The sequence below is a fragment of the Burkholderia sp. KL41 genome, from assembly GCF_057005415.2.
Genome location: NZ_CM174446.1, coordinates 159,357 through 180,970, shown reverse-complemented (window position 1 = coordinate 180,970; position 21,614 = coordinate 159,357). Strand labels below are relative to the sequence as shown.

Below are 21,614 nucleotides of genomic sequence, written 5' to 3'. Positions count from 1 at the left end.
GCTGAACGAATCGTCGACTTGCGATGCAAACGACGATGAAACGACGCGGCGCTCCGGCTGCCGTGGCCGAAACGCCCGTGCATGGCGATACGCCGCTCAACGCCCGTGCGTTTCCGTGCAGGCCGCATCGATCCGGCTGCGCACCGGCACGTCGGCATGGGCGTGCGCGTCGGTGCCGTCGCCCGCTTCGGCAGCCACCCGCCGCCCGCCGAGAAACACGAACACCACCACCGCACACAGCACGGTGACGACCGCCAGCCCGATCAGCAACCGGTCGAATGCATGCGCGTAACTCGCGAGCAGCGCCGCATGGCCGACACCCGGCAATGCAGCCGCCGCGCCCGCGAGATCGCCGGTCGCGAGCCGCGCGGCCGCACGCAGCGTTGCCTCGGGCGTGCCGGCGGCGCCCGCCGCCTGTCGCAGCCCCGTCTGCGCGAGTGCGGCCAGTACCGCACCGACGATCGCGAGCGCGATCCCTTCGCCGGCCACGCGCGTCGTGCTGAAGATGCCCGTCGCCATCCCCGCGCGCTCCTTCGGCACGACGCTCACCGACAGCCCGTCCATCAGCCCCCACGGCATGCCGGCCCCGACGCCGATCGCGAGCATCGGCGCGATCGCCGCCGGCCCCGCGCCGCCGCGCAGCGCGACGTCCAGCCACACGAGCCCGGCCGCCGCGATCAGCAGCCCGAGCCCCGAGATCACGCCGGCCGTCAGCCAGCGCGTGAGCGTCGCCGCGACCAGCGGCACGACCAGCATCGGCGCGGAAATCGCGAGCATCAGCCAGCCGGCGTCGATCTCGCTGAAGCTGTCGATGCCGATGAAGCGCAGCGGCAGCACGACGAGCAGCACGATGTAGCAGCAGCAGGTCGACACCGGCAGCACCTGCACGCCGACGAAGCGCGCGATCCGGAACAGCGACAGGTCGAGCATCGGCCGCGCGACCCGCGTCTCGATCGCGACGAACGCGCAGGCGCCGAGCGCCGCGCCGGCCAGCAGCGCGATCACGAGCGCGTTCGACCATCCGCGTGCGGGGGCCTCGATCACGCCGAACGTGAACAGCGTCAGCGCGGTAGTGAACGCGGCCGTGCCGGGCCAGTCGAGCCCCGTCGCGTGCGGGTCGCGCGACTCGTGCATGCGCGGCAGCCCGAAGCCGAGCGACAGCCCGCCGGCCACCGCGCTCGTCACGAAGATCGTGCGCCAGCCGCCGTGCCCGATCAGCGCGCCGGCCAGCACGGGCCCGAACGCGAGCCCGATGCCGAAGGTCGTGCCGAGCAGGCTGAATGCGCGCGTGCGCGCCGCGCCGTCGAACTCCTGCGCGAGCGCGGCCGTGCCGCCCGCGAGCGCCGCGGCCGCCGCGAGCCCCTGCGCGGCGCGCAGCAGGTCGACCGCGAGCATCGACGGCGCGAACTCGAGCGAGACCGACATCAGCGTGAAGCCGCCGACGCCGATCGCGAACACGCGCTTGCGACCGAACTGGTCGGCCAGCGCGCCCGCCGCCATCAGGCAGCTGCCGAACGCGAGCATGAACGCGTTGGTGATCCAGTTCATCGCGACCGTGCCGCCGTGCAGGTCGCGGCCGATCGCGGGCGTCGCGACCGCGCCGCCCGAAAACGACAACGGCAGCGCGACGGCGGCCATGCAGACGGCGGCCAGCACCCACGCGCGCCGGCGTGCCGACTGCGTCGATGCGGCTGAAAAAGGCTGATCCATCATCGCTCCTCAAAGGGCCGGCGCGGATGCGCCGTCAGAGCGACAGACGATAAATCCGATTCAATCGAAGAAAAACCACGCGAAGTTCCGCATATACCGGACTAGAATTCCGCAATTCACTTCACAGCGCGCGTCGTCGTGCGCGCTTCGATTCGATGGAAAACCTGTCCGGCATCGTCGCGTTCGTCCGCACCGCCGAAGCGCTGAGCTTCGTCGCGGCCGGCCGCGCGCTCGGCATCTCGGCGTCGGCGGTCGGCAAGACGATCGCGAAACTCGAACAGTCGCTGGGCGTGCGCCTGTTCAACCGCACGACCCGCCGCGTCACCCTCACCGAAGAGGGGCGGCACTTCTACGAACGTTGCCAGCGGATCCTCGAGGATTTCCGCGACGCGGAAGCGACCGTGACGGCGTCGGCGCAGCGCCCGCGCGGCAGGCTGCGCGTGAGCCTGCCGGTGATCGGCTACCGGTTCCTGCTGCCGGTGCTGCCCGAGTTCCGGCAGCGCTACCCGGACGTCGAGCTCGATCTCGATTTCAACGACCGGATGGTGGATGTCGTCGAAGGCGGCTTCGACGTGGCGATCCGCAGCGGCCCGCTGTCCGATTCGAGCCTGATGTCACGGCGGCTCGGCCCGTTTGCGTTCGTGCTGTGCGCGACGCCCGCGTATCTCGCGCGGGCCGGCACGCCGCGCACGCCGCGCGATCTCGAAGCGCACGAATGCGTGCGCTACTGCTTCCCGACCAGCGGCAAGCTGCAGGACTGGGCGCTCGCGGCCGCCGACGGCACGCCGCCTAAGCTGCGCACCGCGCTGACCTGCAACAACATGGAAGCCCTGCGCGGCACCGTGCTCGCGGGGCTCGGCATCGGCTACATGCCCGACTTCCTCGCGCGCGACGCGCTCGAACACGGCGCGCTCGTCACCGTGCTCGACGACTACCGGATCGCGCCGGGGCAGTTCTCGATCGTGTGGCCGTCGAGCCGGCAGTTGTCGCCGAAGCTGCGCGTGTTCGTCGATTTTCTGTGCGAGCGGCTGTTCAGGTAGCCGGGTAGCGGGCGCCTCGACAGCCGCCCCTCTTGCCGCTCATGCCGCTCGAACGGCACGCACACCGCGATGCGGGAGCGGCCCGCGTGCGACCGTTTTCAGTCCGCCCCGATCCGCTCCGCTTCCGCCTGCGGCAACAGCGCATCGCTGTCGTCCTTCAGCCCGACGCCCGTCAGCTGGAGCCTGCGCGCATGCGTCATCAGGTAATGCAGCTTGTGCGCGGCCGCCGCGTACGGCAGCCCTTCGGGCCGCACGTTCGAGATGCAGTTGCGCAGCGCGTCGTGGCAGCCGACCTTCGGCGCCCACGTCAGGTACACGCCGAGGCTGTCCGGCGAGCTGAGCCCCGGCCGTTCGCCGATCAGCATCGCCACGACCTTCGCGCGCAGCAGCTCGCCGATCTCATCGCCGAGGGCGACGCGCGCCTGCGTCGCGACCACCACCGGGCCGATCCGCCAGCCGTCCGCGTCGAGGCGCGGCCGCACGGCCTGCAGCAGCGGCAGCGCCTGCTTCGCGGCCGCGAACGCCGAGAGCCCGTCGCCGACCACGAACACGACATCGGGCGCGTCGTCGAGCGCCGCGCCGTAACCGGCGAGCAGCCCCCGGCTGTCGTCTGACAGCTTGCGGCCGAGATCGGGCCGGCGCAGATAGTGGTCGCGGTCCGGCGCGGCGCTCTGCACGCCGAGCGTCGGCAGCAGGCCGGCCGCCTCGATCTCGCGCCGCAGCGCGTCCGAGTCGAGCGGCTGGTGCACCGCGTCGCGCGCCTGCGCGTGCGACAGGTTGAAGGCCAGCAGCGGCGCGGTCGGCAGGCTGTTGCCCGCGCGGCCGAGCGCGATCCGCGCGTTCGTGAACGACTTCAGTTGGCCCCACGGATTCTTTTCGACGGCGTCGCTCATGCCGAAATCCCCATCCAGTCGTTCGCGCCCGCGAGCAGCGGCACGCGTGCGCTCGCGGCGCGCAATGCACCGTGCGCGTCGGCGATCTCCATCGTCTCCAGCCACTCCTCGAATTCCGGCGCGCGGCGCAGGCCGAGCACCTCGCGCACGTAGAGCTGGTCGTGGAACGACGTGCTCTGGTAGTTCAGCATCACGTCGTCCGCGCCCGGAATCCCCATGATGAAGTTGATGCCGGCCGCGCCCAGCAGCGTCAGCAGCGTGTCCATGTCGTCCTGGTCGGCTTCCGCGTGGTTCGTGTAGCAGATGTCGCAGCCCATCGGCACGCCGAGCAGCTTCCCGCAGAAGTGATCCTCGAGCCCCGCGCGGATGATCTGCTTGCCGTCGTACAGGTATTCGGGCCCGATGAAGCCGACCACCGTGTTCACGAGGAACGGCTCGAACTTGCGCGCCACCGCATACGCGCGCACTTCGCAGGTCTGCTGGTCGACGCCGAAATGCGCGTTCGCCGACAACGCGCTGCCCTGGCCCGTCTCGAAGTACATCAGATTGTTGCCGACGGTGCCGCGCTTGAGCGACAGCGCGGCCTCGCGCGCCTCGCCGAGCAGCGCGAGCGAGATGCCGAAGCTCGCGTTCGCCTTCTCGGTGCCCGCGATCGACTGGAACACCAGATCGACCGGCGCCCCCTTCTCGACCGCCGCGATCGTGTTGGTCACGTGCGTGAGCACGCACGACTGCGTCGGCACGCCGTAGCGTTCGCGGAACCCGTCGATCATCGCGAGCAGCTTCACGATCGCCGCGAGGCTGTCGGTGGCCGGGTTGATGCCGATCATCGCGTCGCCGCAGCCGTACATCAGCCCGTCGAGCATCGACGCGGCGATCCCCTTCACGTCGTCGGTGGGGTGGTTCGGCTGCAGCCGCACCGACATCCGGCCCGGCAGCCCGACCGTGTTGCGAAAGCGCGTGACGACGCGGCGCTTTCTCGCCGCCGCGATCAGGTCCTGGTTGCGCATCAGCTTCGACACGGCGGCGACCATCTCGGGCGTGAGGCCCGGCGCGATCCGTTCGAGCGCGGCGCCGTCGGCGGCGGGCGACAGCAGCCAGTTGCGGAAGTCGCCGACGGTGAGGTGCGAGATTTCCGCGAACGCGAGCGCGTCGTGATCGTCGACGATGAGGCGCGTGACCTCGTCGTCTTCATACGGGATCACTGCCTCGTTCAGGAACGCCTTCAGCGGCACGCCCGCGAGCGCGATCTTCGCGGCCACGCGCTCCTCCTCGCTCGCCGCCGCGACACCGGCGAGCTGGTCGCCGGAACGCAGCGGGCTCGCCTTCGCGAGCAGTGTCTTCAGGTCCGCGAAACGGTACGTGCGCGGGCCGATCGTCTCCGTATAGGACATCGTGCGAGTCTCCTTGCCTTGCCAAAAGCCGACGGCGCGCCCGTTCGACGGGGCGCGCCGGATGCCGTCAGGAACGGCCGTTCACCTTCACCTGCTCACTCCTCCAGCAGCGCGTCGCCCGGCGCGCTCGCCCGCTGCGAACGCGTCGCGAGGAAGTACGCGTAGCCGACCGCGAGGAAGCCGACGAACACCAGCGCGACCAGCCCGTTGAAATACACCATCGTACCGAGGCAGACGAGCGCCGCCAGGATCGCGAAGGCCGGGAAGATCGGGTACAGCGGCGCGCGGAACGGCCGCGCCATGTTCGGCTGCGTGCGGCGCAGCTTGAACAGCGACGCCATGCTCACGATATACATCACGATCGCGCCGAATACCGACATCGTCACGATATTCGCGGTCAGCGTCTGCCCGCCGAACTGGATCAGCTCGTCGCTGTAGATCGCCGCGATGCCGACCACGCCGCCCGCGAGAATCGCACGGTGCGGGGTCTTGAAGCGCGGATGCACCTTGCCGAGCCACTCCGGCAGGTAGCCTTCGCGGGCCAGCGCGAAGATCTGGCGCGAATAACCGAGGATGATCCCGTGGAACGACGCGACGAGGCCGAACAGCCCGAGCCACACGAGCATGTGCATCCAGCCGCTGTTCGCGCCGACGATGTACTTCATCGCCTGCGGCAGCGGGTCGTTGATGTTCGCGAGCTTGGTCCAGTCGCCCGCGCCGCCGGCGAACACCATCACGCCGATCGCGAGTGCCACGAGGGTCAGGATCCCGGCCACGTACGCGATCGGGATCGAGCGCTTCGGGTTCTTCGCCTCTTCGGCGGCCATCGCGACGCCTTCGATCGCAAGGAAGAACCAGATCGCGAACGGGATCGCCGCGAACATCCCGTGGAACGCGCCCATGCTGAAATGATCGGCGCCCGACCAGCCGCCCTTCATGAAGTTGCTCCACGCGAAGCCCGGCGACACGACGCCCATGAACACCAGCAGCTCGAAGATCGCGAGCAGCGTGACGACGAGCTCGAAGGTCGCCGCGATCTGCACGCCGACGATGTTCAGCGCCATGAACACGAGATACGCGCCCATCGCCGCATGCTTGGGCTCGAGGCCCGGAAACTGCACGTGCAGGTACGCACCGATCGCGAGCGCGATCGCGGGCGGCGCGAACACGAATTCGACGAGCGTCGCCGCGCCGGCGAGATAACCGCCGGTCGGGCCGAACGCGCGGCGCGCATACGCGAACGGGCCGCCCGCGTGCGGGATCGACGTCGTCAGCTCGGTGAAACTGAAAATGAAGGTCGTGTACATCGCCGCGACGAACAGCGCGGTGACGACGAAACCCAGCGTGCCGGCGCTCGCCCAGCCGTAACTCCAGCCGAAGTATTCGCCGGAGATCACGAGGCCGACCGCGATGCCCCACAGTTGCCAGGTCCCGAGCGTCTGCTGCAGCGCGGGCTGGCCGGACGACTTGGCGCCGGCGGCGGGCCGGCCATTCGACTCTGCTTTCATCGGACTCTCTCCTCAAATGCGCCGGGCCTGGCGGCCTGCGCGACTGAGAATCGATGCTAGAGAGTCATTAAACGACGTGTTATCGAAATTCGGCAAAGATCGCGGCTGACATTTCGCTGACGGAAACGCCTGTTCCGGGCTTGTGTGGCCTCCCGCTGCGCGAAAGGCACCGATGCCGGGCCCGCCCCGCTGCGACCGCCGCCGCCGGCCGCACGCAGCGGCCGGACGGACGATCGACGCGAAAGACTTATTGCCCGCCGCCGCGCTGGTTGAACCAGCGGTCGAGCAGCTTGCCGGCCGCTTCGCGGCCGCCGAGGCCGAACGACAGCGCCACCGCCACCGCGATCGCACCGAGCACGAGGCCGAACGCGAGCTGCACGATCTCGTTCGCGATGCCCATCGCGCGCAGCCCCATCGCGAACACGAGGCCGAGGATCGCGAATTGCGCGATGCGCGCGAACAGCACGCTGTGCTCGCGGTCGGCCTGCTCGATCACGCGGCGCGCGAGGCCCGCGAGCCACACGCCGATCACGAGGATCACGCCGCCCATCAGCACGTGGCCGCCGAATTCGATGAACAGCGTGACGACGTCGCGCACCTGCGAGAAGCCGAGCCGGTTCGCCGCTTCGACCGACGCGAACAGCATTGCGAAGAACACGATCAGCCGCGCCACCAGCACCGACGGCTGCAGCATCCCCGAGAACACGCGCTCGACGCCGAGCACGGCCGGGAGCCCGTCGGCGCCCGCGGCTTCCAGCAGCTTCTGCGCGAGCGACGCGACGAAGCGCGCGAAGTAGAACGTCACCAGCACGATCACGATCGCCGCGACGATGTCCGGCACCGCGCCGAGGAACTGGTTCAGCATGTTGGTGGCCGGCACCGAGATCGCGTCGATCTTCAGCGCGTCGAGCGCGGAGATCAGCGTCGGCACGAACACGAACACGTAGACGACCGTGCCGATCAGGCTCGACACGCGCACGGGCGTCGGGCTGTCGAGACGCTGCGTGAGGCGGTCGGCGCCGGCGGCGACGAGCAGGTTCGTCACGAGGCCGCGCAGCACGCGCGCGACGATCCAGCCGACGATGCCGATCACCGCGGCCGCGAACAGGTTCGGCACGATCGCGAGCAGCTTGTCGACCATCCCCTGCACGGGCGTCAGCAGCCCCGACAACGCGAACGACGCGAGGATCGCCGGCAGGAACATCAGGATCACGAGCCAGAACAGCACGTCGCCGAGATAACCGCTCATCGGCTGCAAGCCGGCGCCTTCGGACAATTTGTCGTCGATCTTGCTCGCCTTCAGCGCGCGGTTCGCGAGGCTGCGCAGCAACGACGCGATGAGCCACGCGATCAGCGTCAGCGCCGCGCCGCCGATCAGGTTCGGCAGGTAGTTGACGATGTGGGTGACGAGCAGCGAGAACGGGTTGGAGACCGCATACAGGTTGAGCACGTTGAAGATGCCCACCGCGGTGACCAGCAGCACGAGCCAGAACAGGCCGCCGGCGATGATGCGCTCGACGCATGCGCCCTGGCCGGTGCTTTCGTTGATCCGCTGATCGACCTTCAGCGCGCCGAGCAGACGCATCGCGCCGGCCCGCACCACGACGGCGATCAGCCAGCCGATCACCAGGATGCCGATCGCGCCGGCAATCTTTGGCAGATACCCCCCTAGCGTGGTCTGCAGCGACGTGATGAAGCTGGAAGCATCCATTTCTTCTTCTCCCGAAAACGTGGTGTTGCGATTGGACATCGACGAACTACCTGCGTACTTCGAAAAGCGTGCTGCCCCGACGGAGCAACTTACCCGAGAAAAATGACGCGATCACCCGATTTCACCGTCTTTAACTTTAGTCATAGATCGCAGAGGGGCAAGACCCCATTTCGTCAAAATGAAAAAGGGCCTGACGGGTCGGCGCGCCTGCGTATTTCCGCAAGATTTATCAATTCGCACCGTGCTACCGTGGCGTCGGTTCCTGCCCGGATACGCCGATGACCGTCGAAACGAAACCCGACCAGCCTGCCTGGGCCCGCTACGCGGCAAGCGTGGCGCGCGTCCACGAATACATCCGCGCGCACCTCGACGGCCCGCTCGACCTGAACCGGCTCGCCGAAGTCGCGTGCCTGTCGCCGTATCACTGGCAGCGCGTCTATCGCGCGCTGTACGGCGAATCGATCGTGCTGACGGTGCGGCGGATGCGGATCGTGCGCGCATCCGAGGATCTCGTGTGCACGGCGCGTCCGATCGACGAGATCGCGCGGCGCGCGGGCTACGGTTCGACGCACGCGTTCGCGCGGGCGTTTCGCGACGCATACGGTGTGCCGCCCGCGCAGCACCGGCGCACGGGCAGCCACCGGCCCATCTATCCACTACAGAGAGGAGAGGAAGACATGTTCAAGCATGAAGTCGAAATCCGGCGGCTGCCGGAACTGCGTGGCTACGCGGTGGCGCACACGGGCGCGTACATGAAGGTCGGCGACGCGTTCGGGCGGATCGGCGCCTGGGTCGGGCAGCACGGGCTGATCGGCCCGGGCGCGAAGATGATCGGCATTTTCTACGACGATCCGGACACGACGCCCGAAGCGCAACTGCGCGCGAAGGCGTGTTTCATGCCGGCCGACGGCGCGCCGGACGTCGAGCCCGTGCCGCCGGTCGAACGCGCGACGGTCGCGGGCGGCGAATACGCGGTGCTGCTGCACACGGGGCCGTACGCGGACCTGAAGACGGCCTACCAGTGGCTCTACGGCGACTGGCTGCGTCATTCGGGCCGCGAAGCCGCCGACGCGCCGCCGTTCGAGCTGTACCTCAACACGCCGATGGATGCGGCGCCGGCCGACCTGCGTACCGAAATTCATCTGCCGCTGCGCTGAGCAAAAGGTACGTCGTGGAGCCGTGTATCTGGACGGACCGCGACGATATTGCCGGCGCGAGCTGGCCCGGGACGATATCGGGCAGGCTGGTGCGCCGGCCGTCGAACGAAGCGCGCCGGCCGGTGCTTTTGCGCAGCCGGCACGAGCGCGCGGACCTCTTCAAGCCGCCTGCGTCCCGCAGCCGGGACAGAACCGCGCGTCGGCCGCCAGCGCCGCATGGCAGCGGCTGCAGGCCTTGCCGCGTTGCGCCGCGCCGCACTGCGCGCAGAAGCGCGCATCGGCCCCATTGAGCGCGCCGCAGCCGGCGCACGCGAGCTGGCTCAGCGGCACGTTGCCGCCGTGGCCACCTCGCCCGCCACTGGTGTCGGCCGGCGCCTGCCAGCCCCAGCCGTGGCGATCGCGGCCGCGCGCATCGTGGCCGCCGTATGCGTCCCGGCGCTGCCCGCCGTGATGCCCGCCTCCGCCGCCGTGGCCGCCATTGCCGTGGCCGCCCAGGATTCGCCTCAGAAAGCTCATCGCCCGCTCCTCAACGCTTGGCCTGCGCGCCGCCGAACGCCCCGGAGGACGACAGCAGCCGCAAGCCGTTGGCCACGACGATCAGGCTGGCGCCCGCGTCGGCAAAGACCGCCATCCACATCGTGCCGAGCCCCGCGACCGTGAGGCCGAGGAACACGACCTTCACGCCGAGCGCGAAGCCGATGTTCTGCACCAGGACGCGATGCGTCGCGCGCGACAACCGCACGAACGCGGGAATCTTGCGCAGGTCGTCGTCCATCAGCGCGACGTCGGCGGTCTCGATCGCCGTGTCGGTGCCCATCGCCCCCATCGCGAAGCCGATGTCGGCACGTGCGAGCGCCGGTGCGTCGTTGATCCCGTCGCCGACCATCCCGACCGCGCCCGCGCTGCCTGCCGACAGCTCCTCGACCGCCGCGAGCTTGTCTTCCGGCAACTGGTTGCCGCGCGCGTCGTCGATGCCGGCCTGCTTTGCGATCGCCCGCGCGGTATGCGGGTTGTCGCCCGTCAGCATCGCGGTGCGGATGCCGAGCGCGTGCAGATCGGCGATCGCTTCACGGCTCGTGTCCTTGATCGTGTCGGCCACCGCGAAGATGCCGAGCACACGCGCTTCGTCGACCAGCACCACGACGCTCTTGCCCTGCCGCTCGAGCGCATCGAGCTTCGCTTCGAGCGCCGTCGAGCAGCGTTCGAGCTCCTCGACGAGCCGGTGGTTGCCGAGCCAGTAGCGCGTGCCGTCGATCGTGCCGCGCACCCCGCGCCCGACGATCGCTTCGAAGTCCTGCACATCGGCGAAGGCCGTCGTGCCGGCGTCACGGGCCGCGGCGGCGATCGCCTGCGACACCGGGTGATCGGAGCGCGCCGCGAGGCTCGCACCGAGGTGCCGCACCCGCACCGCATCGGCATCGGTCGCATGCAGGTCGAAGTCGGTCTGCACCGGCTTGCCGTGCGTGATCGTGCCGGTCTTGTCGAGCGCGAGCCAGGCGAGCTTGCGCCCTTCTTCCAGATAGACGCCGCCCTTCACGAGAATCCCGCGTCGCGCCGCGGCCGCGAGCCCCGACACGATCGTCACCGGCGTCGAGATCACCAGCGCGCACGGGCACGCGATCACGAGCAGCACCAGCGCACGATAGATCCAGTCGTGCCACGCACCGCCCATGACGAGCGGCGGCACCACCGCCACCAGCAACGCGACCGCGAACACGATCGGCGTGTAGACACGCGCGAACTGGTCGACGAAGCGCTGCGTCGGCGCCTTCGCGCCCTGCGCTTCCTCGACCGCGTGGATGATCCGCGCGAGCGTCGAGTTGGCCGCCACCGCCGTCACGCGGTATTCGAACGAACCCGATTCGTTGATCGTGCCCGCGTACACGGCGTCGCCGGTCGCCTTTTCGACGGGCAGGCTCTCGCCGGTGATCGGCGCCTGGTTCACCGTCGAGCGGCCGGCGACGACCTCGCCGTCCAGCCCGATCCGCTCGCCCGGCTTCACGCGCACGACCGCGCCGAGCGCCACCTGCGCGGCCTCGATCGTGCGCCACGAGCCGTCGGCGTCCTGCACGGTCGCGGTGTCCGGCGCGAGCTGCATCAGGCCCTGGATCGCATTGCGCGCGCGGTCGAGCGACTTCGCCTCGATCAGCTCGGCAATCGTGAACAGCACCATCACCATCGCGGCTTCGGGCCACTGGCCGATCGCCATCGCCCCCGTCACCGCGATGCTCATCAGCGCGTTGATGTTCAGGTTGCCGTTGCGGATCGCGATCCAGCCCTTCTTGTACGTGGTGAGCCCGCACGCGAGTACCGCGGCGAGCGCGAGCGCCGCCGCGAGCCACACCGGCAGCCCGGCCCACGTCGCGCCCTCGGATGCGATCGCGGCGACGCCGGCCAGCGCCAGCGGCCACCACGGCTTCGCGGGTGCGTCGACGACGCGCGACGCCGGCGCGCCGGCCGCCGCGGCCTCGGGCGTCATCCCGAGCGTGCGGATCGCGCCTTCGATCGCCGGCTGGGCGCCCGGCACGTGTTCGACGGTCAGCATCCGCTGCATCAGGTTGAATTCGAGCGCCGACACTTCGCTCATCCCGCCGAGCTTCTTGCGGATCAGCGTTTCCTCGGTCGGGCAGTCCATCTGCATGATCCGGAACGCGGAGCGCACGTGGCCCGACGCGGTCGCCTGCGCGACCGGCAGCGGCGCGAGCGTCAGCGCGGCAGGCGCGCAGCAGTCGCCGGCCGCGTGGTCGTGGTCGTGGTCGTGGTCGTGGTCGTGGTCGTGGTCGTGGTCGTGGTCGTGGTCGTGGTCGTGGTCGTGGTCGTGGTCGTGGTCGTGGTCGTGGTCGTGGTCGTGGTCGTGACCGGCATGGTCGTGCTTGCCGTGGTCGTGAGAGCACGCGTCGCCGTGTACGTGGCCGTTGCCTTCAGCATGATCGTGGCCATGACCCGAATGGTCGTGCGTGCACGCCGCGCCGTGCCGATGTGCGTCGCCGTGGTCGCCGTGGTCGCCGTGGTCGCCGTGATCATGGTCGTGGCCGTGCGCGCGCTCGCCGGCCGCCGGCACCGCGTCGGCAACGGTCGCCGACTGCGTGTCGCGCGAATCGGCGCAGCACGCATCGGCGCCGCCGGCATGACGGTGTCGTGGGTCGTGGGTACGCTGGGCATCGGTCATGACAACCTCCTCAATGGCTTTCAATGGCTTGACGGAGTAGAGTTAACACCCTGAAGCCACTACAAGGTCAACCCTTGCACGGGAGAAAGACATGAAGATCGGCGAACTGGCCAAGGCGGCCCGCTGCACACCCGAGACGATCCGTTTCTACGAGAAAGAGGGGCTGATGCCGGATGCGGAGCGCACCGACTCGAACTACCGCAACTACACCGACGTGCATGTCGAACGGCTGCGCTTCATCCGCAACTGCCGCGCACTCGACATGGCCCACGACGAAATCCGCGCGCTGCTGCAGCTCACCGACACGCCGGCCGATCCCTGCGATTCGATCAATGCGCTGCTCGACGAACACATCGGCCACGTCGATGCGCGCCTCGCGGAACTCACGCATCTGCGCGACCAGCTCACCGAATTGCGCCGGCAATGCGTCGGCGAGCATTCGGTCGAGGATTGCGGCATCGTGCACGGTCTCGCGACGATGGAAACCGTCGCACCGGCCGCGAAACGCTCGCACCTCGGCTGAAACCCTTGTGAAATATGATAGTTTCGTCGAGAATAGTTATATTCTTACTAGATATGCGATAACTATTCATGTCCGCTAGTCGCCCGTCCCCGCTCGCGCTGGCCGTCCTCGCGACGCTCACCGAAACGCCGATGCATCCGTACGGGATGCTGCAGCAACTGAAGGCCCGCGGGTACGACGAAGTCGTCAACGTCCGGCAGCGCACGAGCCTCTACCAGACGATCGACCGGCTGCTGCGCGACGGGCTGATCGCCGTTCACGACACCGAGCGCGATGGCGCGTTTCCCGAGCGCACGCTGTATGCGCTGACCGAGGCCGGGCACACGGCCGGGCAGGCATGGCTGCATGCGCTGCTCGCGGAGCCCGCGCGCGAATTCCCGGCGTTCGGCGCCGGCCTCGCATTCCTGCCGCTGCTCGACGCCGAAGATGCCCGCCACCAGCTCGAGCTTCGGATCGCCCGGCTCGACGCCGAGCGCGAGCGCCTCGAATCGCTGCGCAACGCCGCGCAGGCCGACCAGGTGCCGCGCCTGTTCCTGCTGCAGAACGAACATGCGCTCGTGCTGCTCAATGCCGAGCTCGGATGGGCGCGCAGCGTCGTCGAACACCTGAAGATCGGCGCGCTGCGCTGGGTGGACGGCTGACGAATCACGCAGGCGGGCGCCCGGCTGCGGCAGGCAACGCCGCCGTCAAAGCACCTTGCCGGGATTCAGGATGCCGCCCGGATCGAGCGCGGCCTTCAGGCGTCGCATCAGCCCGATTTCCGCGTCGCTGCGCGTGTGCGCGAGATAAGGCCGCTTGAGCACGCCGATGCCGTGCTCGGCCGACACCGAGCCGCCCATGTCCCGCACCACCGCGTACACGCAGTGATCGAGCGCATCGGCGTCCGCATCGCTCATCCCGGCCAGCGACACGCCGATATGCACGTTGCCGTCGCCGACGTGCCCGAAGAACAGGCACACGGCATCCGGCCATTGCATGCGCAGCGCCGCTTCGCAGCGTTCGGCGAACACGCCGAGCTCGCCGGTCGGCAAACTCACGTCGAAGTTGACCAGATGCGGCAGCGCGTCGATCGCGAGGCCTTCGCGCAGCGTCCACAAGTCCCGCGCCTGCCGCTCCGACGTCGCGAGCACCGCATCCTCCACGAGCCCGGCCTCGATTCCCGCCGCGAGGCCGGTTTCCAGCGCTTGGTGCGCATCGCCGCCCGGTGCGCTCGTCGCGCATTCGATCAGCACCGCGAAGCCGTCGTCGCCGACAAACGGCGCCGAGACGCCCGGCGTGTGGCGCGCAACGTAGTCGTAGAACGCCGGCCACATCGCCTCGAAACTGACGACCTCCGGCAGCGTGCGCACGCGATTCCACAGCGCGATGACCGCGCCGTAGTCGCGCACTCGGCAGAGCGCCGTGGCCGGCGCGGCGAGCAACGGATGCAGCCGCAGCACGGCACGCGTGACGACGCCGAGCGTCCCCTCGCTGCCGATGAACAGCTGCTTCAGGTCGTAACCCGCGTTGTTCTTCAGCATCCGGTTCATCGACGACACGACCGTGCCGTCCGCGAGCACGGCCTCGAGCCCGAGCACCTGCTCGCGCATCATCCCGTAGCGGATCGCGCGCGTGCCGCCCGCGTTGGTCGCGAGCATCCCGCCGATCTGGCACGAGCCGCGTGCGCCGAGATCGACACCGAACGTGAAACCCGCCGCTTCCGCGGCTTCCTGCACCGTCTGCAGCGGCGTCCCGGCGCGCACGGTCATCGTGCCGGCCGCCGCGTCGAGCGCCTCGACACCCGCGAAGCGTTCCATCGACAGCACGACCTCGCCGCCGAGCGCGACCGCGCCGCGCGCGAGCCCCGTCAGGCCCCCCTGCGGCACGACCGTCTGGCCGAGCCGCGCGCACAGCGCGAGCGTGCGCGACACGTCGTCGACACTGCGCGGACGCACCAGCGCGCGCGGCCGCGCGCCGGCCGGCTCGTTGTAGGCGGTGAAATAACGCGGATCGATGTCGGCCGCGCGCGTGACGAGCGCATCGCCCAGTTCGGCGACGAGCACGGCTTCGAGCGCGTCGCCCGACAGCGGCGTGCCCGCCGGTTCGCCGCCCGCGGCGGTCGTGTTCCGGTTCTGCATCGCGCGCTGCCCCGCTTACTTCGCCGAAATGTCGATATCGCCGAAATACTTCAGACCGAGCGACTTCACCGTGCCGTCCGCCTTCAGCTTGTCGATCGCCGCATCGAGTTTCGCCTTCAGCGCGCTGTCGCCCTTGCGCAGCCCGAATGCGATGCCGCTGCCGAGAATCCGGTCGTCGTGCACGGGCTGGCCGACGAACGAAAAACCGTTGCCGTCCGGACGCGACAGGAAGCCGCGCTGGCCGGACGGTGCGAGCACGAGCGTCGCGTCGAGACGGCCCGCGACCAGATCCGCATACGCCTGGTTCTGGTCCTGGTACGCGACGACCGCGACGCCGGCCGGCTCCCAGTGCGCCTTCGCGAAGGTTTCCTGGATCGACGCCTGCAGCACGCCGACCCGCTTGCCCTTCAGCGATTCCGGCGTCGGCAGCAGGCCGCTGCCGGTGCGCGCGATCAGCTGGGTCGGCACGCGATAGATGATCGTCGTGAAGTCGATCGCCTGGCGCCGCTGCTCGGTCGCATTCATCGCCGAGTTGATCGCGTCGAACTTGCGGCCCTTCAGCGCGGGAATCAGGCCGTCGAACGACGTCTCGACCCATTTGCACGACAGCTTCGCCGTCTGGCAGACGGCGTTGCCGACGTCGATGTCGAAGCCCTGCAGGTCGCCGTTCGGCGCTTTCGATTCGAACGGCGGGTATTGCGCCTCGAGGCCGAAGCGCAGCGTCTGCGCATCGGCGAGCGCCGCGCCGGAACCGATGGCGCACGCGAGTGCGAACGCGAGTTTCAGGGTGGCCGTGTGCTTCATCGTGATCTCCTGTGTCTGGTCGATGCGACGTACCCGTCGCCGGATGCCCGTGGCCGGATGCCGTACGGGGGGTTACAGCGAACGCAGCCGCCGCGCGCCTTCGACCAGCGTCGCGTCGTCCTTCGAAAAGCTGAGCCGGATCACGCCGGCGTCGGTGCCGTCGGTGTAGAACGCCGACAGCGGAATCGTCGCGACGCGCGCGTCGCGGATCAGGCGCAGCACGAAATCGCTGTCGCTTTCGTCCGAGAAGTGCCGGAAACGCGCGAGCATGAAGAACGAGCCCTCGCTCGGCAGCAACTCGAAACGCGAATCGGCCAGCTCGCGCGCGAGCAGGTCGCGCTTGGCCTCGTAGAACGCCGACAGGCCGAGATAACTGTCCGGCCGCGCGAGGATCTCCGCGAACGCGATCTGCATCGGCGTATCGGCCGAGAACACCATGAACTGGTGCACCTTGCGGATCTCGTCCATCAGTTCGGCCGGCGCGAGGCAATGGCCGACCCGCCAGCCGGTCACGTGGAACGACTTGCCGAACGACGACACGATCACGCTGCGCTCGGCCAGCTCGCGGTGGCGCGCGACGCTCTGGTGCTGCGCGCCGTCGAACACGACGTGCTCGTAGACTTCGTCGGACAGCACGACGATGCCCGTGTCGCGCGTGAGCTGCGCGAGCCGCTCGAGATCGTCGGCCGAGAACACGGTCGCGGTCGGGTTGTGCGGCGTGTTGACGATGATCATCCGCGTGCGCGGCGTGATCGCGGCCGCCACTTCATCCCAGTTCACGCGGAAATGCTCCGGCGACAGCTTGATCGCGACGGGCGTCGCGCCCTGCAGCCGCACGATCGGCGCATAGCTGTCGAACGACGGCTCGAAGTAGATCACCTCGTCGCCCGGGTGCACGAGCGCGCTGATCGCCGCGTACAGCCCCTCGCTCGCGCTCGCGATCACCGTGATCTCGGTGGCCGGGTCGTAGCGCGCGCCGTACAGCGCCTCCGTCTTTTCCGCGAGCCGCTCGCGCAGCGCCATCACGCCGGCCATCGGTGCGTACTGGTTGTGCCCGTCGCGCATCGCGCGCGCGACGCCTTCGACGAGCGCCGGATCGGGCGCGAAATTCGGCGCTCCCTGCGACAGGTTCAGCGCATCGTGCCGGGCGGCCAGCTGGCCGATCACCGTGAAGATCGTCGTCCCGACGTCGGGCAGTTTCGAACGGGGCGCGGTGGCACTTCGCATGACTCCTCCTTCTGATGTCCTTCGGGCGGCCCCGCGCGACGCGCGCGGCCTGCATCTGCCGCATGATTTAGCCCGAGCCAATATCGGTGGACAAACGAAAGTTCGTCATGGCGGCCATGTATTTTTCTCATGGCCCATGGAGAGAAGCACACGGCGGCAAGGCTCGCCTGCCCGGCCGACATGCGAATCAGGCATTTCCCTAAAGGGATGCTACCGGCCGGCCGCCGCCAGATAGGCGAGCAGCACGGCCCGCAGTTCATCGCGCAGCGCGGCGAGGTCGAACGCGGGCCCGAGCGTCAGCAGCGCCTGCGAGAGCCCGCCGTAGCAGAGCGTGTGCGCCATCCGCGCGATCCCGTCGAGCCGCGCGGCCGGCGGCGGATCGGCCGCGTGCGCGAGCGCGTCGCGCCACAGCGCGACGTACGCGTCGTAATGCCGGCGGTAGGCGGCGAGCGGCGACACCTGCCGCTCCAGCGCGAAGAGCGCGCCCCACAGCGCCGCGTCGGCGCCGATCGCGTCGACCTGCAGGTCGACCAGCGCGGCGGCGAGTTCGGCCCGCGGCGCGCCGCGCAGCCGCGCCACCGCGTCGCGCAGCCGGTCGGCCAGCGCCAGCACGTGCCGATGGATGCAGAGCGCCGCGAGGCTCTGCTTGTCGCCGAAATACTCGTAGAAGGTGCCGATGCTGACGCCCGCGACGGCCGCGATCTCGCGGATCGTCGCTTTCGCGTAGCCGCGTTCGAGCAAAAGCTGAACGAACGCCTGCTGCAGCGCGTCGGAACTCGCCTGCGCGCGCGACTGACGCGGCCGGCGGCGCAACGCGGGCGCGGGTTGCGCCGCCGGCTGGCCGGGCGGCGCCGGAACCTGAACATGTCGCGGCGGCATATTTGCTACTCTGGAAATCAGCAGGGCATGCGTTTTACCGGGGGCCGGAACCGGCGCCGAAGCGTCATCCGTGCGGCATGACGCCGGCCGCCCGCGAAGCATGAGACCGGAGACAACTTCGATGACCGAATCGACTCACGCCGTCACGAACCAGTTCGACGAACTGGTCGACTATAACCTCTTCACGACGGACATCGCGCTGCGCGACGCGCTCACCCGCGCGGGCGCCGACTGGGCCGTGCCGCAGCTCGACGCATACGGCGCGTGGCTCGGCAGCGCCGACACCGCGCGGCTTGCCGACGAAGCGAACCGTCACACGCCGGAACTGAACACGTTCGACCGGCGCGGCCGGCGCATCGACCGCGTCGACTTTCACCCGGCGTGGCACGCGCTGCTCGGCCGGTATCGCCAGGAAGGCTTCGTGTCGCTCGCGTTCCGCGAGTCGCGCCGCGGCCGCTGGGCCGCGACCGCGGCCGGCTTCTACCTGCATGGCCAGATCGAGGCCGGCACGCTGTGCCCGGCGACGATGACGCAGGCCGCGATCCCCGTGCTGCAGAAGGAGCCCGCGCTGTGGGCGCTGCTGCGCGACAAGCTCTACAGCGACGACTACGATCCGCGCGACGTGCCGGTCGCCGACAAGCGCTCGATCTGGTTCGGCATGGGCATGACCGAGAAACAGGGTGGCTCCGACGTACGCGCGAACACGACGCTCGCGACCGCCGTCGGCGCGGGCGGACGCGGCGGCGAATACCGGCTGCGCGGCCACAAGTGGTTTTTCTCCGCGCCGATGTGCGACGCGCACCTCGTCGTCGCGCAGACCGAAGGCGGCGGCCCGTCGTGCTTCTACGTGCCGCGCTGGCGGCCGGACGGCACGAAGAACGCGGTCGAGATCCAGCGGCTGAAGGACAAGGTCGGCAACCGCAGCAACTCGAGCAGCGAGATCGAGCTGAACGACGCGTGGGGCATCATGCTCGGCGACGAAGGCCGCGGCATTCCGACCATCATCGAGATGGCCACCTACACGCGGCTGAACTGCGTGCTCGGCAGTGCGGCGATGCTGCGCCAGGGCGTCGTGCAGGCGATCGCGTACACGCGCCAGCGCCATGCATTCGGGCGCGCGCTCGCCGAACAGCCGCTGATGCGCACCGTGCTGGCCGATCTCGCGCTCGAAAGCGAAGCCGCGCTCGTGCTGGCGATGCGTCTGGCCGACGCGTTCGAGCGCGACGACTCGCCGCGCGAACGCGCCTGGAAGCGCATCGTCACGCCTGCCGCGAAATTCTGGGTGTGCAAGCGCGCGGTCGAGCTGACCGGCGAGGTGATGGAAGTGTTCGGCGGCAACGGCTATGTCGACGACGGCCCGATCGCGCGGCTGTTCCGCGAGGCGCCCGTCAACTCGATCTGGGAAGGCTCGGGCAACGTGATGTGCCTCGACGTGCTGCGCGCGGTGTCGCGCGAGCCCGACGCGGCTGCCGCGCTGTTCACCGAACTCGCCGACCTCGGCGCGGGCGAACCGCGCATCCGCGCGGCGCTCGACGCGCTGCGCGCGATGCTCGACGCACCGGCCGACACGCTCGAGGCATCGGGCCGCGTGTTCGCGCAGCGCCTCGCGCTCGTCGCGCAGGCGTGCCTGCTGCGCCGCGACGCGCCGGCGGCCGTCGCCGACGCGTTCGTCGCGACACGGCTTGCCGCGCCCGACTGGGGCCGCGTCGCGGGCGGCTTCGACCCGCACGCGATCGACGTCGCCGCGCTGCTGCAGCGCGCGTACCCGGCCTGACGCCCGTTCGTCCGGCCCGGTTCCCCCGTTCGCCCCCGCTCGCCTTCGTTCGCCCGCCCGGAGCCCCGATGAACCTCGTCGCCGCCCTCGACCGCGCCGCCCGTGCGACGCCCGACAAGCCGTTCCTCGTCAGCGAATCCGCGACGATCACCTATGCCGCCGCGCGCGAGCGCTCGCACCGCGCGGCGGCCGTGCTGAGCGCGCTCGGCGTCGCGGCCGGCGACCGTGTCGCCGCGATGTGCTTCAACACGCCGGCCTTCGTCGACCTGATGTTCGGCGCGTGGCGGCTCGGCGCGACGTTCGTGCCGATCAACCACAAGCTGCAGGCGCCGGAAGTCGACTACGTGCTCGAACACAGCCGCAGCAAGGCGCTGCTGTTCGACGTGACGCTCGCGCCGGTGGTCGAGCGCATCGTGCATCCCGCGCGACGGCTCGTGACTGAAGGCGAGCTCGACGGCGTGCCGTGCTTCGACACGCTATGCGCAACGATGGACGGCCTCGCGGGCATCGAGCCGGCCGACGGCGACATCGCGCAGATCCTCTATACGTCCGGCACGACCGGCCACCCGAAAGGCTGCGTGCACAGCCACCGCACCGTGACGCTCGCCTCGATGCAGGCGGCCCTCGCGACCGGCATCGGCCGCAACGAGCGCACGCTGATGGCGATGCCGATCTGGCATTCGTCGCCGCTCAACAACTGGTTCGGCGGCACGCTGTATGCGGGCGGCACCGTCGTGCTGCTGCGCGAATACCATCCGCTGCGGTTCCTGCAGACCGTCGAGCGCGAGCGCGTGACGCTGTATTTCGGCGCGCCGGTGTCGTACCTGCTGCCGCTCGACACGATCGAGGGTTTCGCGGCGTTCGACCTGTCGAGCGTGCGCGCATGGCTGTACGGCGGCGGCCCGATCGGCGCCGCGCAGGCCGAACGGCTCGCGCGCGCGTATCGCAGCGACGCGTTCTTCCAGGTGTACGGCATGACGGAAGCGGGCCCGGCCGGCACGACGCTGTATCCGGACGAGCAGATCGCGAAGGCCGGTTCGATCGGCCGCCACGGCGGCCCGGGCGTCGACCTGCGCGTCGTGCGGATGGACGGCATCGACGCGCAGCCGGGCGAGACCGGCGAGATCTGGCTGAAGACCGACAGCATGATGCTCGGCTATCTCGACGATGCGGCCGCGACCCGCGCCGCGTTCGCGCCGCACGGCTGGTATCGCACCGGCGACATCGCGCGAATCGATCAGGATGGCTACCTGTTCATCGTCGACCGGCTGAAGGACATGATCGTGACGGGCGGCGAGAACGTCTATTCGAAGGAAGTGGAGGACGTGCTCGGCGCGCATCCGGACATCGCCGAGGCGGCCGTCGTCGGTGTCCCGCACCCCGACTGGGGCGAGACGGTCGTCGCGCACGTCGTGCCGCGCGCGGGCACGGTGCCCGACGCGGACGCGCTGCGCGCGTTCTGCGGCGAGCGGCTTGCCGCGTACAAGATTCCGCGTGAGTTCACGTTCGTGCAGGCGCTGCCGCGCACGCCTACGGGCAAGCTGCAGAAGTTCCTGCTGCGTGTGCGTCGCGAATAGGCGCATATGGCCGCTTGAATCCGCTTGTAGCCGCTTGCCCGGCCGCGGAAAAAAAGAAAAAGCCACCCGGCCCGACGGCCAGGTGGCTTTTTCGCATGACCGGCGGGGCAGCGACGTGCGCCGCCGCCCGT

Annotated in this window: 17 protein-coding genes; 6 read left to right on the top strand and 11 right to left on the bottom strand. The window is 69.5% G+C overall.

Going from position 1 to position 21,614, the window contains the following annotated elements; translation table 11 throughout:
* Positions 1 to 96: 96 nt before the first annotated feature.
* Positions 97 to 1,710, bottom strand: coding sequence for an MFS transporter (locus tag PQB87_RS00775; protein WP_489242456.1), 1,614 nt, complete (start codon positions 1,708 to 1,710; stop codon positions 97 to 99).
* Between the two features lie 155 nt (positions 1,711 to 1,865).
* Between PQB87_RS00775 and PQB87_RS00770 the strand changes: the two genes are divergently transcribed.
* Positions 1,866 to 2,750, top strand: coding sequence for a LysR family transcriptional regulator (locus tag PQB87_RS00770; RefSeq protein ID WP_489242455.1), 885 nt, complete (start codon positions 1,866 to 1,868; stop codon positions 2,748 to 2,750).
* Between the two features lie 98 nt (positions 2,751 to 2,848).
* Here PQB87_RS00770 and eutC read toward each other — a convergent pair whose 3' ends face one another.
* From eutC to PQB87_RS00750, 4 genes are all read right to left on the bottom strand, one after another.
* On the bottom strand, positions 2,849 to 3,643 hold the full coding sequence (eutC, locus tag PQB87_RS00765; RefSeq protein ID WP_021164100.1) for an ethanolamine ammonia-lyase subunit EutC: 795 nt from the start codon (positions 3,641 to 3,643) through the stop codon (positions 2,849 to 2,851).
* Entirely contained in the window at positions 3,640 to 5,037 is a 1,398-nt protein-coding gene (locus PQB87_RS00760; RefSeq protein WP_489242454.1) for an ethanolamine ammonia-lyase subunit EutB, read from the bottom strand. Before PQB87_RS00760 ends, eutC begins: the two co-directional genes overlap by 4 nt.
* A gap of 95 nt (positions 5,038 to 5,132) precedes the next feature.
* A complete protein-coding gene (gene eat / locus PQB87_RS00755; protein ID WP_111941759.1) occupies positions 5,133 to 6,545 on the bottom strand; it encodes an ethanolamine permease in 1,413 nt (470 codons plus the stop codon).
* A 247-nt stretch (positions 6,546 to 6,792) separates the two neighbouring features.
* On the bottom strand, positions 6,793 to 8,256 hold the full coding sequence (locus tag PQB87_RS00750; RefSeq protein ID WP_174415857.1) for a mechanosensitive ion channel: 1,464 nt from the start codon (positions 8,254 to 8,256) through the stop codon (positions 6,793 to 6,795).
* Between the two features lie 278 nt (positions 8,257 to 8,534).
* Here PQB87_RS00750 and PQB87_RS00745 point away from each other — a divergent pair, with 278 nt between their 5' ends.
* Positions 8,535 to 9,413: an AraC family transcriptional regulator gene (locus PQB87_RS00745; protein ID WP_059490293.1), complete on the top strand. Its 879-nt coding sequence runs from the start codon at positions 8,535 to 8,537 to the stop codon at positions 9,411 to 9,413.
* 159 nt (positions 9,414 to 9,572) lie between these two features.
* Here the strand turns inward: PQB87_RS00745 and PQB87_RS00740 are convergent, their stop codons facing one another.
* Both PQB87_RS00740 and PQB87_RS00735 read right to left on the bottom strand, forming a co-directional pair.
* Positions 9,573 to 9,929 carry a zinc ribbon domain-containing protein gene (locus tag PQB87_RS00740; RefSeq protein WP_489242453.1) on the bottom strand — a complete coding sequence of 119 codons (357 nt, stop codon included), beginning with the start codon at positions 9,927 to 9,929 and terminating at the stop codon, positions 9,573 to 9,575.
* Between the two features lie 10 nt (positions 9,930 to 9,939).
* Positions 9,940 to 12,582, bottom strand: coding sequence for a heavy metal translocating P-type ATPase (locus PQB87_RS00735; protein WP_489242452.1), 2,643 nt, complete (start codon positions 12,580 to 12,582; stop codon positions 9,940 to 9,942).
* Between the two features lie 91 nt (positions 12,583 to 12,673).
* On the opposite strand from PQB87_RS00735, the gene cadR reads away from it, so the two are divergent.
* Both cadR and PQB87_RS00725 read left to right on the top strand, forming a co-directional pair.
* Complete coding sequence (gene cadR, locus PQB87_RS00730) at positions 12,674 to 13,105, top strand: Cd(II)/Pb(II)-responsive transcriptional regulator (RefSeq protein WP_014895515.1); 432 nt, start codon at positions 12,674 to 12,676, stop codon at positions 13,103 to 13,105.
* A gap of 68 nt (positions 13,106 to 13,173) precedes the next feature.
* Complete coding sequence (locus PQB87_RS00725; protein ID WP_060062282.1) at positions 13,174 to 13,746, top strand: PadR family transcriptional regulator; 573 nt, start codon at positions 13,174 to 13,176, stop codon at positions 13,744 to 13,746.
* A gap of 45 nt (positions 13,747 to 13,791) precedes the next feature.
* On the opposite strand, the gene PQB87_RS00720 is transcribed toward PQB87_RS00725, so the two are convergent.
* From PQB87_RS00720 to PQB87_RS00705, 4 genes are all read right to left on the bottom strand, one after another.
* Positions 13,792 to 15,222 (bottom strand): FAD-binding oxidoreductase, encoded by a 1,431-nt coding sequence (locus tag PQB87_RS00720; RefSeq protein WP_489242451.1) that lies wholly within the window; start codon positions 15,220 to 15,222, stop codon positions 13,792 to 13,794.
* A gap of 15 nt (positions 15,223 to 15,237) precedes the next feature.
* Positions 15,238 to 16,026, bottom strand: a complete 789-nt coding sequence (locus PQB87_RS00715; RefSeq protein WP_048026164.1) for an ABC transporter substrate-binding protein — start codon at positions 16,024 to 16,026, stop codon at positions 15,238 to 15,240.
* Between the two features lie 72 nt (positions 16,027 to 16,098).
* Entirely contained in the window at positions 16,099 to 17,253 is a 1,155-nt protein-coding gene (locus tag PQB87_RS00710) for a pyridoxal phosphate-dependent aminotransferase (RefSeq protein ID WP_027788697.1), read from the bottom strand.
* 210 nt (positions 17,254 to 17,463) lie between these two features.
* Entirely contained in the window at positions 17,464 to 18,132 is a 669-nt protein-coding gene (locus PQB87_RS00705; protein ID WP_222154649.1) for a TetR/AcrR family transcriptional regulator, read from the bottom strand.
* Between the two features lie 121 nt (positions 18,133 to 18,253).
* Here PQB87_RS00705 and PQB87_RS00700 point away from each other — a divergent pair, with 121 nt between their 5' ends.
* Both PQB87_RS00700 and PQB87_RS00695 read left to right on the top strand, forming a co-directional pair.
* A complete protein-coding gene (locus PQB87_RS00700; protein ID WP_111941773.1) occupies positions 18,254 to 19,906 on the top strand; it encodes an acyl-CoA dehydrogenase family protein in 1,653 nt (550 codons plus the stop codon).
* 68 nt (positions 19,907 to 19,974) lie between these two features.
* Complete coding sequence (locus PQB87_RS00695) at positions 19,975 to 21,483, top strand: class I adenylate-forming enzyme family protein (protein WP_111941775.1); 1,509 nt, start codon at positions 19,975 to 19,977, stop codon at positions 21,481 to 21,483.
* The last annotated feature ends 131 nt before the right edge of the window (positions 21,484 to 21,614 follow it).

Bases quoted from the DNA above. Each gene is read 5' to 3' on its own strand.
- PQB87_RS00775 (WP_489242456.1), bottom strand. From the start codon at position 1,710: ATGGATCAGCCTTTTTCAGCCGCATCGACGCAGTCGGCACGCCGGCGC.
- PQB87_RS00770 (WP_489242455.1), top strand. From the start codon at position 1,866: ATGGAAAACCTGTCCGGCATCGTCGCGTTCGTCCGCACCGCCGAAGCG.
- eutC (WP_021164100.1), bottom strand. From the start codon at position 3,643: ATGAGCGACGCCGTCGAAAAGAATCCGTGGGGCCAACTGAAGTCGTTC.
- PQB87_RS00760 (WP_489242454.1), bottom strand. From the start codon at position 5,037: ATGTCCTATACGGAGACGATCGGCCCGCGCACGTACCGTTTCGCGGAC.
- eat (WP_111941759.1), bottom strand. From the start codon at position 6,545: ATGAAAGCAGAGTCGAATGGCCGGCCCGCCGCCGGCGCCAAGTCGTCC.
- PQB87_RS00750 (WP_174415857.1), bottom strand. From the start codon at position 8,256: ATGGATGCTTCCAGCTTCATCACGTCGCTGCAGACCACGCTAGGGGGG.
- PQB87_RS00745 (WP_059490293.1), top strand. From the start codon at position 8,535: ATGACCGTCGAAACGAAACCCGACCAGCCTGCCTGGGCCCGCTACGCG.
- PQB87_RS00740 (WP_489242453.1), bottom strand. From the start codon at position 9,929: ATGAGCTTTCTGAGGCGAATCCTGGGCGGCCACGGCAATGGCGGCCAC.
- PQB87_RS00735 (WP_489242452.1), bottom strand. From the start codon at position 12,582: ATGACCGATGCCCAGCGTACCCACGACCCACGACACCGTCATGCCGGC.
- cadR (WP_014895515.1), top strand. From the start codon at position 12,674: ATGAAGATCGGCGAACTGGCCAAGGCGGCCCGCTGCACACCCGAGACG.
- PQB87_RS00725 (WP_060062282.1), top strand. From the start codon at position 13,174: ATGTCCGCTAGTCGCCCGTCCCCGCTCGCGCTGGCCGTCCTCGCGACG.
- PQB87_RS00720 (WP_489242451.1), bottom strand. From the start codon at position 15,222: ATGCAGAACCGGAACACGACCGCCGCGGGCGGCGAACCGGCGGGCACG.
- PQB87_RS00715 (WP_048026164.1), bottom strand. From the start codon at position 16,026: ATGAAGCACACGGCCACCCTGAAACTCGCGTTCGCACTCGCGTGCGCC.
- PQB87_RS00710 (WP_027788697.1), bottom strand. From the start codon at position 17,253: ATGCGAAGTGCCACCGCGCCCCGTTCGAAACTGCCCGACGTCGGGACG.
- PQB87_RS00705 (WP_222154649.1), bottom strand. From the start codon at position 18,132: ATGCCGCCGCGACATGTTCAGGTTCCGGCGCCGCCCGGCCAGCCGGCG.
- PQB87_RS00700 (WP_111941773.1), top strand. From the start codon at position 18,254: ATGACCGAATCGACTCACGCCGTCACGAACCAGTTCGACGAACTGGTC.
- PQB87_RS00695 (WP_111941775.1), top strand. From the start codon at position 19,975: ATGAACCTCGTCGCCGCCCTCGACCGCGCCGCCCGTGCGACGCCCGAC.